We start from the raw sequence: 14411 nt of genomic DNA, 5'->3' as shown, positions 1-14411 counted from the left end.
TACCGGTGGCTGGCGTGCTGCCCCGGGTGTGTGCAGGGGTCCCCTGTTCCGCAAAAAGCGGTAACAGGGGACCCCTGCTACCACGTGGCGCGGCGCCGGCCGGTGGTGCGACGGTGCGGGGTGCTGGGTCGTTGATCTGTCAGGTGCTCCGGCCGGCGGCGGGCGGAGGTGGCCGGACACCCGGGTCGGTGGTGACGTGGCCATGCAAGGGAGTCGATGTGACAGACTCGCGGCTCGGTCGGCTCGACGTGGCGGGCGAGGAGGCTCTGATGGCGGTGAAGCGGGGGGCGCTGCCCCTGGCGGTCGTACTGGCCGCGCTGACGTTCGCCCTGTCCGGCTGCGGGATCGGCGGCGACGAGCCGGCCGAGGAGCCGGACCGCGCACCCGCCGAGGAGGCGGCCACCCGGTCCCGGGAGCGCGTGCAGGCGTACCTCGACGCGATGGTCGCGAAGGACGTCGCCGCCGGACGCAGCCAGTTCTGCGCCACCGCGCACGCGGCCTTCGACGCCGCCGCGACCAGCCCGAACGGCGACTTCGCCGAGCACTTCACCGTTCCGGCCGCGACCGTCACCGACGTCCGGCCCGGGGCGCGCGGGCAGGAGGTCAGCGCCTCCGTGACGGTCTCCGTCGGCGGTCAGTCGACCACCCGCGCGCTGGTGTTCACGGTGACCCGCACCGGCGCCGACTGGTGCATCGCCGACGAGGTCCCGGGCGACCCCACGGCCCCGGGCGCCTCGTCGACGCCGACCGTGGCGCCGAGCCCCTCGTCCGCGCCGTAGCTGCCCCTGGGCGTCGTCCCGCGGTTGGCTGCGGCGGCGGTTCCGGGCATGGGCACCGGCGGTCGGCCGTCGGGCCAGGCGGCCGGGCCCGCACCCGCCGGCCCAGGGCTGCCCGGCAGTGCCTCCCGGCCCGCCGGGCGGGCCGCCGGGGCGGCTCCCAACCACCGGAACCCGCCCCCTCGGCTGGGACCCGCCGCCCTTGTCGCCGTAGGCTTTCCGGCATGCGCCAAGAGTGGCATCAGCTGACCCACCCCGCCGTCGGCGGCCCCGGACTCCAGACCAGTCGCCCGACCGCGGACTCCGCCGAGGACGCCGCGCTCGGCCTGGACCACTGGCGGAGCCTTCCGCGCGCCCAGACCCCGCCGTGGCCCGACCCGGCGGCGGTCGCCGAGGTCTGCACGGTGCTCGACACCGTCCCGTCGGTCGTCGCCCCGTACGAGGTCGACCAGCTGCGCCACCGGCTGGCGCTGGTCTGCGAGGGGCGGGCCTTCCTGCTCCAGGGCGGCGACTGCGCGGAGACCTTCGCCGACAACACCGAGAGCCACCTGCTCGCCAACGCCCGCACCCTGCTCCAGATGGCGATCGTGCTGACCTACGGCGCGTCCCTGCCGGTGGTCAAGGTCGCCCGGGTCGCCGGGCAGTACACCAAGCCCCGGTCGCTGCCGACCGACGCGCGTGGCCTGCCGGCCTACCGCGGCGACATGATCAACTCGCTGGAGGCGACGCCGGAGGCCCGGGTCGCCGACCCGCAGCGCATGATCCGGGCGTACGCGAACTCCGCCGCCGCGATGAACATGCTCCGGGCGTACCTCGCCGGTGGGCTGGCCGACCTGCACGCGGTGCACGACTGGAACAAGGACTTCGTCAAGCACTCCCCGGCCGGTGAGCGCTACGAGGCGATCGCCCGGGAGATCGACCGGGCGTTGGCCTTCATCCGCGCCTGCGGGATGACCGACGAGGAGGCGCTGCGTACCGTCACGCTCTACTGCTCCCACGAGGCCCTCGCCCTGGAGTACGACCGGGCGCTGACCCGGGTCTCCGACAGCCGGGCGTACGGGCTCTCCGGGCACTTCCTCTGGATCGGCGAGCGGACCCGGCAGATCGACGGCGCGCACGTCGACTTCATCTCCCGGATCGCCAATCCGATCGGTGTGAAGCTCGGCCCCACCACCACGCCGGACGAGGCGCTGGAACTCTGCGAGAAGCTCAACCCGGAGAACGTCCCGGGCCGGCTCACCCTGATCAGCCGGATGGGTAACCACAAGGTCCGGGACGCGCTGCCGCCGATCGTCGCCAAGGTCGACGCCGCCGGGGCGAAGGTGGTCTGGCAGTGCGACCCGATGCACGGCAACACGCACGAGTCCTCCAACGGCTACAAGACGCGGCATTTCGACCGGATCGTCGACGAGGTGCTCGGCTACTTCGAGGTGCACCGCAACCTGGGCACCCACCCGGGCGGGCTGCACGTCGAGCTGACCGGCGAGGACGTCACCGAGTGCCTCGGGGGTGCGCAGAACATCGCCGATCTCGACCTGCCCGGCCGGTACGAGACCGCCTGCGACCCGCGACTGAACACCCAGCAGTCGCTGGAGCTGGCCTTCCTGGTGGCGGAGATGCTCCGTGGCTGACGCGAGGAGTGAGCTTGCGAGCTCTGCGGTCGGCGGCCGGAGGAGGCACCGTGGCTGACGCGAGGAGTGAGCTTGCGAGCCCCGCAGTCGGCGGCCGGAGGAGGCACCGTGGCTGACGCGAGGAGTGAGCCTGTGGACACGATCGTCGACCTCCGGTCGGACACCGTCACCCGGCCCACCGCAGGGATGCGGGAGGCGATGGCCACCGCTGACGTCGGCGACGACGTCTACGGCGAGGACCCGGCCGTCAACGCGCTGGAGGCCGAGGCCGCCGCGCTCTTCGGGCACGAGGCGGCGCTCTTCGCCCCCAGCGGTTCGATGGCCAACCAGATTGCCCTGCAACTGGTGGTGCCCCCCGGCCACGAGCTGCTCTGCGACGCCGACGCGCACGTGGTCACGTACGAGATCGGCGCGGCGGCGGCGTACGGCGGCATCTCGTCGCGGACCTGGCCGGCGGTGGGTGGGGACGTCGACCCGGACATGGTGGCCGCGATGGTCCGCCCGGACGGCTACTGGGCGGTGCCCACCCGGGCGATCGCCGTGGAGCAGACCCACAACCGGGGCGGTGGCGGGGTGCTTCCGCTGACCACCCTCCAGGCGTTGCGTCGGGTCGCCGACGACGCCGGGGTGGCCCTGCACTGCGACGGCGCCCGGATCTGGCACGCGCACGTCGCCGACGGGGTGCCCCTGGCCGAGTACGGCGCGCTCTTCGACACCCTGTCGGTCTGCCTCTCCAAGGGGCTCGGCGCGCCGGTCGGTTCGCTGGTGATCGGCAGCGCGGAGCAGATCGAGCGGGCCCGCTTCATCCGTAAGCGGATGGGTGGTGGCATGCGGCAGGCCGGCATCCTGGCCGCCGCCGGCCGGTACGCGCTGGCCCACCACGTGCCACGGCTCGCCGAGGACCACGCGAAGGCCGCCCGGCTGGCCGAGGCGATCGCCCCGTTCGGGCTGCTCGCCACCACGGTCCGCACCAACATCGTCCCGCTGGATCTGACCAAGGCATCGCTGGACGCGCACGCGCTGGCCGCCGCCGCCCGTGCCGAGGGGGTGCTGGTGTCGGTGCTCGGGCCGCGTACCGCCCGCCTGGTCACCCACATGGACGTGGACGACGCCGGCATCGACCGGGCCATCGCCGTGCTGACCCGCATCCTGGCCGGCTGACGTACCGGACGGGCGCGGACGCGGGGCGGTCCGGGGCCTCTCGGCCCAGCGCGTCGGAGGCTCCGGCCTCCCGCGTCCCGCGAACCCGACCCCCCGGCCACGCCCCACCGCTCCATCGATCATGGAGTTGTGGCGGGCGATTATTGACGGTTGTCGGGTTTGGGTGGTGCCCGAACTCCATGATCGACGCGACGCGACGCGGCGCGACGGGGGAGTACGGGTGGTTCAGGGGCGCAGGCGGCGGAGGGTGGCGATGTCGGCGGCGTGGCCGACGTGCTTCTCGGTCGGGGTCTCCACGACGACCGGGACGCCCGCGGTGGCCGGGTGGGTCATCAGTTCGGCGAACGCGGGCTCGCCGATGGTGCCCTTGCCGATGTTCTCGTGCCGGTCCCGGGTCGAGCCGCAGAGATCCTTCGAGTCGTTGGCGTGCACCAGCCGCAGTCGGTCCGCTCCGACGGTGGCCACCAGGGTGTCCAGGGTCGCGGTCATCCCGCCCTCGACGGCCAGGTCGTGTCCGGCCGCCCAGGCGTGACAGGTGTCGAAGCAGACCCCGAGCCCGGGATGCCGGTCCACCGCGTCCAGGTACGGCCCGAGATGCTCCACCCGGGACGCCAGTGACCGGCCGCCCCCGGCGCTCGGTTCGACCAGCAGCATCGGCCCACCGGCCGCCTCGGCGGCGTCCAGCAGCGGCAGCAGGGACTCACGGACCTGCCGCATGGCGGCGGCGTCGTGGGCGGCGTCGACCGAGCTGCCGGCGTGGAACACCACCCCCCGTGCGCCGATCGCCCGGCCCCGCCGCAGCGCGTGGTCCAGGGTCTCCACCGAACGGGTCACCGTCGCCGGCGTGGGGGAGCCGAGGTTGACCAGCAGCGACGCGTGGATGAAGACCGGGATGCCCCGGGCCGCGCAGCCCTCGGCGAAGAGGACGTCCTGGGCCGGGTCACCGGGTGGCAGCGCCCAGCCTCGCGAGTTGGAGACGTAGACCTGCACCACCTCGGAGCCGGCGGCGGCGGCGTACGGCAGGGCCGCCTTCGCCAGCCCGCCCGAGGTGGGGGTGTGCGATCCGACGGGCCGGTCGGTGCCGGCCATCTAGAAGCACCCGATGGTGATCGGGGTGCCCGGAGCGACCTGGGAGTTCTCGCCCGGGTTCTGGAAGCGGACCACCCCGTTGGGGTTGAACTGCACCACCACCGGGAAGCCCTGGCTCTCCAGCACCTGCTTGCCCTGCGGGCAGGGCATGTCCACGACCCGGGGTACGGCCACCGGGGCCGGCCCCTTGCTGACCTCCAGCTTGACGTCGGTGCCCTTCTCCACGCCGGAGCCGTCGGCGGGCGACTGCCCGATCACCTCGTCCTTCGGCCGGTCGGAGTCGCGGTAGGTCTCCACCGGCGACAGGCCGAGCTGCTGGAGTTCCTTCCGGGCGTCGGTGACGCTCTTGCCGACCAGGTTCGGCACGGTGATCGGGGCGCGTCCCCGACTCAGCACCACGGTGACCTTGGCGCCGACGTTGACCTCGGCACCCGCCTTCGGGTCGGTGTCCAGCACCACCCCGGCCGGCAGGTTGTCGTCGTAGCGGGCCTTGCCCTTGACCACCTCCAGGCCCAGGTGGCGCAGGTCCGCCTCGGCGAGTTCGTACTCCTTGCCCACCACGTCCGGCACCGGGAGACGGTCCGGCCCGAGGGAGAGCGTGAGGGTGATGGTGCCGCCCCGGACGATGCGGTCGGCCGACGGGGGGTCCTGCGTGAGGACGCTGTCGCGGGGCACCTTCGCGTCGTACCTCGGCTCGGCGTAGGTGAGGGAGAGCCCGGCGCGGGAGACCTGCGCCTCCGCCTCGGCCTTGGTCAGGCTGACCAGCGCGGGGGCGGCCGTGTACCGCCCGACGCCGAACCACCAGCCACCACCGGCGAGGAGCAGCGCGACCACCACCACGGCGGCGATCAGGGGCAGCCGGCCCGACGTGGCCTCCGACAGCTGCCGGCGCAGCCGGGTCCACGGGGTGTCCCCTTCGGGAACGGCCCGACGCCGGTGCGGTCGGTCCGGCGCGGTGGTGTCCCGCGACCGGCGGCCGGTCTTCGGCTCGGGCAGCCGGGCCCAGGAGGGACGCTCGGCGGGCTGGACCGGCGCGACGGCCATGGTGGGCTGGGCGACGGCCGGGACGACGCCGTCGGTGAACCGGCGCAGCACGGCGGTGTGCGCGTTGCTGCCGAGGTCCTCCCGGGCCATCTGCACCTCGGCCAGGAACGCCCCGGCGTCCGTCGGACGGGCCCCCGGCTCGCGACGGGTGGCCCGCGCGACCAGTTCGTCGAGCGCCTTCGGCAGCCCCGGCACCAGGGTGGACGGGGCCGGCACATCCCGGTCCACGTGCTGCCAGGCGACGTCGACCGGGCGGTCGCCGTCGTACGGCACGCGACCGGTGAGCATCTCGAACAGCACGATGCCGGCCGAGTAGACGTCGGTGCGCGGGTCCGCGTGTCCGTCGGTGACCAGCTCCGGCGCGACGTACGCGACGGTCGCCATCAGCTGGTTGCCCTGCTCCTCGCTGCCGCTCGCCTCGACCGCGCGGGCCAGGCCGAAGTCGGCCACCTTCACCACGCTGTCGACCAGGTTCGCCGCGCCGCCGGTGGGCGCCTCGGCGACCAGCACGTTCTCGGGCTTCACGTCCCGGTGCACCAGACCGGCCCGGTGCGCCGCGCCGATCGCCGCGAGCATCTGCTCGGTGATGGCCAGCGCCTCGTCCGGGTTGAGTCGGCGGCGCTCGGCCAGCACGTCCCGCAGGGTCCGGCCCCGGACGTACTCCATGACCAGGTAGGGCAGGCCACGGTGGGTGCCCTGGTCGTACACGGCGACCACGTTGGGGTGGGTGAGCCGGGCGATGGTCTTGGCCTCGTCGGTGAACCGCTCGACGAAGCCCGCCAGGGGGGACCGGGGGTCCGGCGCCTGGGTGGGGTGAATGATCTTGACGGCGACCGTGCGCTCGAGACGTTCGTCCGTGGCGGTGTACACGGTCGCCATGCCGCCCCGGGCGACGCGACCGCGAATGCGGTAGCGTCCCTCGATCAGCGAGCCCAGCAACGTGTCGGCGACCTGTGTGTCCATCGGGGGGCAGTCTATGTCTCCGGGAGGCGACGGCAGAACAGGATGCCACAGTGCCGCCGGATCGTCACCTTGACGCACCCGGCGTCGCCAGCCCCGTCGACCGGCTGGACGCCCCGTTGGCCGGTGGACGGCACGACGTGGCAGGGTGATCGGGTGAGTGAATCCGTACCCGCCGACCGGGCTGTTCCGGGCCCCGGTCCCGCCGCCGACGACGCCTGGCTGACCCTGCCCGACGTCGCCGAACGCCTCGACGTGTCGATCAGCAAGGTCCACCAGATGATCCGGGACCGCGAGCTGGTCGCGGTCCGCCGTGACGGCATCCGGAAGATCCCCGTCGACCTGGTCGCCAACAAGACCGTGCTCAAGCACCTGCCGGGGGTGCTCAACCTGCTCGCCGACGCCGGCTACGACGACGACGCCGCGCTGCGCTGGCTGTACGAGCCGGACGACACCCTGCCGGGCACCCCCGCCGTGGCCCTCGGCGGTGACCTGGCCCGCGAGGTCAAGCGCCGGGCCCAGGCGCTCGGTTTCTGACGTGCGGCAGTTCGCCTACCTCGGGGTGCTGGCCGGGTGCCTGGTCTGCGCGCTCTGGCTGGAGCCGGTGTTCCGGGTCAACGTGTTGCGTCGCTGGCGTCGGCTGCTGCTGACCCTGGTGCCGGTGGTGCTGGTCTTCGTGCTCTGGGACCTCGCGGCGATCGCCGCCGGGCACTGGACCTTCGACCCGGAGCAGACCACCGGAGTGCTCCTCCCCGGCGAACTGCCCGTGGACGAACTGCTCTTCTTCGTCGTCGTACCGGTCTGCACGATCCTCGGCTTCGAGGCGGTACGCGCGGTCAACCGCTGGCCGGCGGGGGACGAACCCGCCGGCCCGACGGTCCGGCCCGGCAGAGCGGTGACGGACGGCGCGGAGCCGCCGACCGGACGGCCGTCCGACCGGGTGCCGCCGGGAACCGGGGGGCCGGCATGACGTACACCGTCGCCGCCCTGATCGGTGCGGCCTGCGTGGCCGTGGTCGACCTGTACGTGCTGCGCACCCGGCTGCTGCTGCGGCCGGTCTTCTGGGCCACCTACCCGATCATCGTGTTCTTCCAGCTCATCTCCAACGGCATCCTGACCGGCCGGAACATCGTCCGGTACGACCCCGAGGCGATCATCGGCCTCCGGCTCGTGTACGCGCCGGTGGAGGACCTGGTCTTCGGCTTCGCGCTGGTCCTGCTGACCCTGTCGGTGTGGGTCTGGCTCGGTCGCCGGGGCGTGCAGCGCACCCCGACCGCCGGCGAGGGCAGCCGGCTGCTGCGCCTGCTGCGCCGCCCCCGCTCCTGACCTCCGGGGGCGGCGGGATCAGTCGGCGCGGCGGGTGGCGGCGATGGCGAGGTCGACCAGGGCCTGGCGGGCCTCGGTCTCCAGGTCGACGGTGGCGAGCGCGGCCAGCGCGGTCTCGGTGAGAGTGGCGATCCGTTCCTCGGTACGCGCCAACGCCCCGCTGGCGATGATCACCTCGCGGAGCCGGGCCACCCCGGCCTCGTCCAGTTCGGGATCGCCGAGATGCTGCTCGACCATCGTCCGTCCCGCGTCGTCGGTCCCCGCGACAGCCGCCGCCACCAGGTAGGTCCGCTTCCCCTCGCGCAGGTCGTCGCCGGCCGGTTTGCCGGTCTGCGCCGGATCACCGAACACCCCGAGCACGTCGTCACGGAGTTGGAACGCCTCGCCCAGCGGCAGCCCGTACGCCGAGTAGGCCGCCTCGACCTCCGTGGTCGCGCCGGCGAGAGCCGCGCCGAGCAGCAACGGCCGCTCGACGGTGTACTTGGCCGACTTGTAGCGGGCCACCTTCCCGGCCCGCTCCAACGAGGTGTCCCCGGTGGCCTGGGTCAGCACGTCCAGGTACTGCCCGACGGTGACCTCGGTGCGCATCTCGTCGAAGACCGGCCGGGCCCGGGCCAGGGTCCGCGCGTCCAGGCCGGCGCCGTGCAGCATCTCGTCGGACCAGACCAGGCAGAGGTCGCCCAGGAGGATCGCGGCGGCGTCGCCGAAGCCCTCCGCGTCCCCGGTCCACCCGGCGGCGCGGTGCCGGGAAGCGAACCGCCGGTGCACCGCCGGCTCACCCCGCCGGGTGTCCGACCGGTCCATCAGGTCGTCGTGGATCAGCGCGCTGGCCTGGACGAACTCCAGCGCGGCGAGGGTGGCGACCACCTGGTCGGAATCCACCCCTCCGGCACCCCGGTAACCCCAGTAGGCGAACGCCGGCCGCAGCCGCTTGCCGCCGCGCAGCACGAACTCCTCGACCGCCTCGGCGACCGGCGTCAGCGCCTCGTCGACCCCGGTCAGCCAGCCGCGCTGGTTGGCCAGGAATCCGGTCAGGGCCTTGTCGACGCGTTGTCGCAGGCCGGCACGGTCGACAGGGGATACGGGAGCTGCGTGGGTCACGTGTCGACGCTAGCCGGTCGCCGTCGACGACCGCGCACCACCGGGGGTGTGACGCGCCGGGGAAGGTACGGACGGGCCGCCGTGACCAGCGCCGCGTGCCGGCGTACGGCGGGTTCCGCCCGCTGCGCGGCCAGCCGCCGCCCCACCTCGGCGAGCTGACCCGTAGCCCGGACGGATCCGGCCCGGACGGCGGCGAGCAGGGCGTCCCCGGCCACCGCGCAGGCCTGCTCGACCTCGCCGAGATCGAGGTAGGCGCGGGCCAGCCAGCCCCCGTAGACGGCGGTGGCACGCGGCTGACCGGGCCGGCAGCCGGCGCGTAGCAGCGGCTCGGCGCGCAGCGGTCGACCGAGCACGGCCAGCGTCCGGCCGGTCATCGCGGCCAGCTCCGTCGGGTCGAGCCAGTAGAGCCAGGGCGGCTCCCGGCGCGGGTCGTACCGGTCGGCGACGCGCCCGGCGGCGGCGAGCGCCTGCCCGGCGGTGGCGTGCCGGCCGTCGAGCGCGGCGGCCAGCGCGACCCGGTGCAGCAGCACCGCCCGCAGTCCGGCCGGGGCGTCCGGACCGGCCCCGGTGTACGCGGCGTGGGCCAGCGACAGCGCGCCGGCCGGGTCACCGACCCCGGCGAGCAGGTGGCTCGCCGAGCCGAGCACGTGTCCGGCCAGCATCCGGTCACCGGCCGCCGTGGCGGCCCGCAACCCCAACCGGTACGCGGTCAGCCCACCGGCCGGGTCACCGGCGTCGGCGGCGAGCCAGCCGGCGAGCTGCGCCGCCTCGGCCAGCACCGGCAGCAACCGGCGCCGCCCGGACGGGCCGGCCAGTCGGACGGCGCGGGCCACCCGCCCCAACCGGGACGCGCCGAGCCCGGCCAGGTCCGCGCCGCCGGACAGGTCGTCGAGCCGGCGCAACCCGGCCAGCCATCCCGCCGGGTCGTCCGATGTCAGGCGGTCTCCGCACGTCGGACCGGAGACGTGGGTGACCTCGGCGCGGCCCGGCATCTCGTCGGTCGACGCGTGGGTGGTCGGCGTGTCACCGATCGAGGTGCGGGCGGTCGGGTTGTGGGCGGTCGGCGTGCGTGCGGTGAGCGTGCGGACGGCCGACGTGGGGGCGGTCGGCGTGCGGACGGTTGGCGGACCGGGCGGCAGAAGGGACCCGTCCGGGTCGGCCAGCCACCGCTGGGCCAGGGCCAGCAGGGCCCGTCGGGCCCGGGACCCGTCCGTCGCCGGGTACGCGCCGGTGTGGCGGCTCGCCGCCGCGGCCCCGGACAGCCGTGCTCGGGGGATCTCCAACACGACGGCGAGCCAGTCGAGCCAGAACTCCCCGGGCACGCGTACCTGCCGCTCCCAGCGGGAGACCTCGTGCCGGCTGAGCGTGGCGACCCCGGCGGCGGCGCAGAGCCGGGCGGCGAGCTGGGCCTGACTCCAGCCACGGGCCAGCCGGAACCGGGCGAGCAGGGGCCCGGACAGCTCCGGACCGTGCGGCGATGGCGGGATCATGGGGCCTCCGGGAGGGTCACGGCGGCTCCCGGCGGCCGGGGAGACCCGGACCGGTGCGCCGTCGATCGGACTGCGGACCCCCGCACGGCGGGCGGCCGACCCCACACCCGCTCACCGCGCTGCCTCCTGCATACCGGAGGGGTACGACGACTCCGCAGCGAAAGGATCCGCTCCCTCCGACCGGTGTACCGCCGCGTCGCCCCGCCGGGAGTCCGGCGTTCCTCGACCGGGAGTCCGGCGTCTCTCGACCGGACCGCACATCGGCGGACCGCCGGAACCGCCCCCGCCCGGTAGAGTCGTGGAGTGGCGCTCGGTCTTCCCTCGGTCCTTCCCAGCTCCCAGCCGTCGATCGGGGAGCTGATCCGCGACTGCCAGCCGACCTTCTCGTTCGAGTTCTTCCCGCCCAAGACCGCGGCGGGGGAGACCCTGCTCTGGCAGGCGATCCGCGAGCTGGAGTCGCTGCGTCCCTCGTTCGTCTCGATCACCTACGGTGCGGGCGGCTCGACGCGGGACACCACCGTGGCGGTCACCGAACGGATCGCCACCGAGACCACCCTGCTGCCGATGGCGCACCTGACCGCGGTCAACCACTCCGTCGCCGAGCTGCGGCACGTGATCGGGCGGCTGGCCGGAGTGGGAGTGCGCAACGTGCTGGCGGTGCGGGGCGACCCGCCCGGCGATCCCACCGGCGAGTGGATCCCGCACCCCGAGGGGGTGCACTACGCCGAGGACCTGGTGCGGCTGGTCCGCGACTCCGGTGACTTCAGCGTCGGGGTCGCCGCCTTCCCGTACCGGCATCCCCGTTCACCGGATGTCGTCTCCGACACCGAGCACTTCGTCCGCAAGTGCCGGGCGGGAGCGGACTTCGCGATCACGCAGATGTTCTTCGACGCCGACGACTATCTCCGGCTGCGCGACCGGGTGGCGGCCGCGGGGTGCGACACCCCGATCCTGCCCGGGGTGATGCCGGTCACCCAGCTCGCCACCATCGCCCGGTCCGAGCAGCTCTCCGGCGCGCCCTTCCCGCCCGCGCTCGCCGAGCGGTTCGAGCGGGTCGGTGACGACCCGGAGGCGGTCCGCCGGCTCGGCATCGAGCAGGCCAGCGAGATGTGCCGACGGCTGCTCGACGAGGGCGTGCCGGGGATCCACTTCATCACCCTGAACCGTTCCACCGCCACCCGGGAGGTCTGGCGCAACCTCCAGGTCGGCGCGCGGGTGTGACGGGAGGATCCCCCGCCGTCTCGTTGCCGTGCCGGTCGTCGGGGCCGGCGCGCGGGCGGGCGACCGGGTGGTGGACGTCGTCGCCCCGGTGGGCCCGACCCCGGTTGTCCTGGCCCGGCTCACGACCGGGTCCCGCCGCCGCGACACCCGACGGGCCCTCCTACGGTTGATCCGTGGTGGGCACTCCGCTGAGATGGGACGACTACGCGACCGCCTGGGCCCGGCTGCACGGGGGCTTCGATCCCCGGGCAGCCGCCCCGGTGGTCCGCGGCTGGCTGCGTTTCGCGTACCACGTCGGCTACCTGCTGGGCCGGCTGCGGGTCACCCCGACGGCGGTCACCGCCGCCGGGGTGCTGCTCTGCTTCTGTGTGCCGCTGCTCGCCGTACGCCCCTCCGACGGCCCGTTCCTCGCCGCGCTCTTCGTCCTGCTCGCCGCGGTGGCCGACAGCGTGGACGGCGCGGTGGCGGTGGTGACCGGCCGGAGCACCCGACTCGGCTACGTCTACGACTCGCTGGCCGACCGGCTCGGTGAGATCGCCTGGCTGCTGGCGTTCTGGCTGGTGGGAGCGCCGGGTGCGCTGGTGGTGGCCGGTGGCGCGCTCTCCTGGCTGCACGAGTACGTGCGCGCCCGCGCCGTCGCCGCTGGCATGCGCGAGATCGGCGCGGTGACGGTGGGGGAGCGGCCGACCCGGGTCAGCGTCGCGTTGGTCGGGTTGCTGGTGGCCGGGCTGGCCGGACTGGTCCGGCCGGAGCTGGCCGCCGGCACGATCACCCTGGCCACCGCCGTCTGGGTGCTGCTCGCCGGTTTCGGGCTGGGGCAGTTGCTCTCCGCCGTCCGCCGCGCCCTGCTCGCCGCCGACACCCCCACGCCGGCCCGGACCCGCTGAGGTCGCCCGCCCGCCGGAGGGGAGGCGGTTGCGTTCCAGCGGTGGTCGGGTTCCGTCGGTGGTCGGTCTCCAGCGGTGGTTGCAGGGGGCCCTTCCTCATCAAAAAGCGGTAACAGGGGGCCCCTGCTACCAGCAAAGCCCTGCTACCGGCAAAGCGCAGGATCGCCGACTCCACGCGGCGCAGCAGCGAAGCGCTACCAGCGGAGCGCCGCCACCTCAGGCGGGGCCGATCCGGTCGGCGACGATGCGGGCGGAGAGGGTCACCATGGGCAGGCCGCCGCCCGGATGGGTGGAGCCGCCGACCAGGTGCACGCCGTGCGCCGGGGCGCGGTTGGCCGGCCGGAGCAGTCCGCCGGCCGTGCCGTAGATCGCGCCACCCGGCGCCCCGGTGGCGCTGTCCAGGTCGGCCGGGGTGCGGATCTCGCGGAACAGCAGCCGGTCCCGTACGTCGACGCCCCGCTCGGCGAGCACGTCCAGGATCCGGTCCGCGTACGCCTCGGCGAGTCCCGGTCGACGCCAGTCGACGGCCGACGTGGCGGTGCCGTGCCGGGCCGCGTTGACCAGCACGAACCACGCCTCGTGGTCGGCCGGGCGGACCATCGCGTCGTCGGCCACGGTGACGAAGATCGTCGGGTCGACCGCCGGCCGGGCGCGCCGACCCCGCCCCGGGTCGCCGAAGACCGCGTCGAACTCGGCGTCGTAGTCGCGGGGGAAGAACACGTTGTGGTGCGCGAGGCCGGTCGGCCCGCGTACCCCGAGCAGCAGCACGAACCCGGCCAGGCTGCGGTCGGCGAGCCCGGCCAGCCGGCCGGGGCTGGGCAGCAGGTCGCGGTAGAGGGTCAGCGCGTCGACGTTGGCCACCACCACGTCGGCGGGGACCGGTGTGGCCGCGCCGTGCAGGCGTACCCCGTGGACCCGGCCACCGGCCGCGTCGATCCGGGTGACCGTGACGCCGGTCTGCACGACCACGCCGAGGTCCAGGCAGCGTGACAGCAGCGCGTCGGCGAGCGTGCCCAGGCCGCCGCGCAGGTACCAGCCACCGAAGGCCAGTTCGGCGTAGGGGACGGCGACGAGCGCGGCCGGGGCGCGGCGCGGGTCCGCGCCGGTGTAGGTGGCGTACCGGTCGAGCAGCATCCGCAGCCGGGGGTCGCGCAGGTGGCGGCGACCCAGTCCGCGCAGGGTACGACCGGGTGCGATCGCGGCCAGGTCGCCCAGCCGCCAGGCCAGCGTCGCCAGGTCCCGTGGGGAGTCGATCGGCCGGCGCAGGATGTCCCGCCAGGACGCCTCCCAGACCCGGCCGGCGCGCCGCCACAGTCCCCGCCAGTCGGCCGCCGCCCGGTCCCCGAACGTCGCGCCGATCCGCTCGGTGAACTCCACCGGGTCGGCGCAGGAGTCCAGGATGGTGCCGCCGGCCGCCGTGCCGGGCCCGCCGTCGGGGAAGACGTGCCGCACGATCGGGTCCAGCGGGACGAGGTCCAGGTACTCGTCGAGCTTCGCCCCGGTCGCCTCGAACAGTTCGGTGAAGACCTCGGGGAGGGTGAGCAGGCTCGGACCGGTGTCGAAGTGGAACGACCCGGCGGGCGTGTCGTGCGTGTACCGGCCGAGCTTCCCGCCGACCGTGTCGGCGCGCTCGAAGACGGTCACCTCGTGCCCCGCGGCGGCCAGCCGGGCGGCGGCGGCCAGCCCACCCATCCCGGCACCGACGACCACAACCCGAGCCATGTG

Annotated in this window: 13 protein-coding genes; 8 read left to right on the top strand and 5 right to left on the bottom strand. The window is 74.5% G+C overall.

All coding sequences use genetic code 11. The annotated features are described in order from the left end of the window. Positions 1-269: 269 nt before the first annotated feature. From QSK20_RS01910 to QSK20_RS01900, 3 genes are all read left to right on the top strand, one after another. Positions 270-779 carry an outer membrane protein assembly factor BamD gene (locus QSK20_RS01910; protein WP_285787185.1) on the top strand — a complete coding sequence of 170 codons (510 nt, stop codon included), beginning with the start codon at positions 270-272 and terminating at the stop codon, positions 777-779. A gap of 221 nt (positions 780-1000) precedes the next feature. Then, a complete protein-coding gene (locus tag QSK20_RS01905; RefSeq protein WP_088982856.1) occupies positions 1001-2407 on the top strand; it encodes a class II 3-deoxy-7-phosphoheptulonate synthase in 1407 nt (468 codons plus the stop codon). Between the two features lie 141 nt (positions 2408-2548). Next, a complete protein-coding gene (locus QSK20_RS01900; RefSeq protein ID WP_285787184.1) occupies positions 2549-3568 on the top strand; it encodes a threonine aldolase family protein in 1020 nt (339 codons plus the stop codon). A gap of 225 nt (positions 3569-3793) precedes the next feature. Here the strand turns inward: QSK20_RS01900 and QSK20_RS01895 are convergent, their stop codons facing one another. Then, on the bottom strand, positions 3794-4657 hold the full coding sequence (locus QSK20_RS01895) for a deoxyribonuclease IV (protein WP_285786794.1): 864 nt from the start codon (positions 4655-4657) through the stop codon (positions 3794-3796). Continuing rightward, positions 4658-6664 carry a Stk1 family PASTA domain-containing Ser/Thr kinase gene (pknB, locus tag QSK20_RS01890; RefSeq protein WP_285786793.1) on the bottom strand — a complete coding sequence of 669 codons (2007 nt, stop codon included), beginning with the start codon at positions 6662-6664 and terminating at the stop codon, positions 4658-4660. A gap of 153 nt (positions 6665-6817) precedes the next feature. Between pknB and QSK20_RS01885 the strand changes: the two genes are divergently transcribed. The 3 genes from QSK20_RS01885 to QSK20_RS01875 are packed head-to-tail and all read left to right on the top strand — an operon-like array spanning position 6818 to position 7987. Continuing rightward, entirely contained in the window at positions 6818-7198 is a 381-nt protein-coding gene (locus tag QSK20_RS01885; protein WP_088985664.1) for an Rv2175c family DNA-binding protein, read from the top strand. A 1-nt stretch (position 7199) separates the two neighbouring features. Then, a complete protein-coding gene (locus QSK20_RS01880) occupies positions 7200-7631 on the top strand; it encodes a lycopene cyclase domain-containing protein (RefSeq protein ID WP_285786792.1) in 432 nt (143 codons plus the stop codon). Next, the gene (locus QSK20_RS01875) at positions 7628-7987 is read left to right on the top strand and encodes a lycopene cyclase domain-containing protein (protein ID WP_285786791.1); all 360 of its coding nucleotides are present in this window, start codon (positions 7628-7630) and stop codon (positions 7985-7987) included. Before QSK20_RS01880 ends, QSK20_RS01875 begins: the two co-directional genes overlap by 4 nt. 18 nt (positions 7988-8005) lie before the next feature. On the opposite strand, the gene QSK20_RS01870 is transcribed toward QSK20_RS01875, so the two are convergent. Both QSK20_RS01870 and QSK20_RS01865 read right to left on the bottom strand, forming a co-directional pair. Beyond that, complete coding sequence (locus QSK20_RS01870; protein ID WP_285786790.1) at positions 8006-9088, bottom strand: polyprenyl synthetase family protein; 1083 nt, start codon at positions 9086-9088, stop codon at positions 8006-8008. Continuing rightward, positions 9085-10578 (bottom strand): helix-turn-helix domain-containing protein, encoded by a 1494-nt coding sequence (locus QSK20_RS01865; RefSeq protein WP_285786789.1) that lies wholly within the window; start codon positions 10576-10578, stop codon positions 9085-9087. Before QSK20_RS01865 ends, QSK20_RS01870 begins: the two co-directional genes overlap by 4 nt. Positions 10579-10881: 303 nt before the next feature. On the opposite strand from QSK20_RS01865, the gene metF reads away from it, so the two are divergent. Together metF and QSK20_RS01855 are read left to right on the top strand one after the other, a co-directional pair. Next, positions 10882-11799, top strand: a complete 918-nt coding sequence (gene metF / locus QSK20_RS01860; protein WP_285786788.1) for a methylenetetrahydrofolate reductase [NAD(P)H] — start codon at positions 10882-10884, stop codon at positions 11797-11799. A gap of 173 nt (positions 11800-11972) precedes the next feature. Further along, entirely contained in the window at positions 11973-12686 is a 714-nt protein-coding gene (locus QSK20_RS01855; protein WP_285786787.1) for a CDP-alcohol phosphatidyltransferase family protein, read from the top strand. A 216-nt stretch (positions 12687-12902) separates the two neighbouring features. Here QSK20_RS01855 and QSK20_RS01850 read toward each other — a convergent pair whose 3' ends face one another. Then, on the bottom strand, positions 12903-14408 hold the full coding sequence (locus QSK20_RS01850) for a phytoene desaturase family protein (RefSeq protein ID WP_285786786.1): 1506 nt from the start codon (positions 14406-14408) through the stop codon (positions 12903-12905). Positions 14409-14411: the final 3 nt, after the last annotated feature.

The organism is Micromonospora sp. NBRC 101691, from assembly GCF_030269285.1.
Classification (GTDB): domain Bacteria; phylum Actinomycetota; class Actinomycetes; order Mycobacteriales; family Micromonosporaceae; genus Micromonospora; species Micromonospora echinospora.
This window is presented reverse-complemented; position numbering and strand designations above follow the sequence as displayed.

Coding starts and splice junctions, on each gene's coding strand:
- QSK20_RS01895 (WP_285786794.1), bottom strand. CDS start 4,657: ATGGCCGGCACCGACCGGCCCGTCGGATCGCACACCCCCACCTCGGGC.
- QSK20_RS01910 (WP_285787185.1), top strand. CDS start 270: ATGGCGGTGAAGCGGGGGGCGCTGCCCCTGGCGGTCGTACTGGCCGCG.
- pknB (WP_285786793.1), bottom strand. CDS start 6,664: ATGGACACACAGGTCGCCGACACGTTGCTGGGCTCGCTGATCGAGGGA.
- QSK20_RS01905 (WP_088982856.1), top strand. CDS start 1,001: ATGCGCCAAGAGTGGCATCAGCTGACCCACCCCGCCGTCGGCGGCCCC.
- QSK20_RS01875 (WP_285786791.1), top strand. CDS start 7,628: ATGACGTACACCGTCGCCGCCCTGATCGGTGCGGCCTGCGTGGCCGTG.
- QSK20_RS01850 (WP_285786786.1), bottom strand. CDS start 14,408: ATGGCTCGGGTTGTGGTCGTCGGTGCCGGGATGGGTGGGCTGGCCGCC.
- QSK20_RS01865 (WP_285786789.1), bottom strand. CDS start 10,578: ATGATCCCGCCATCGCCGCACGGTCCGGAGCTGTCCGGGCCCCTGCTC.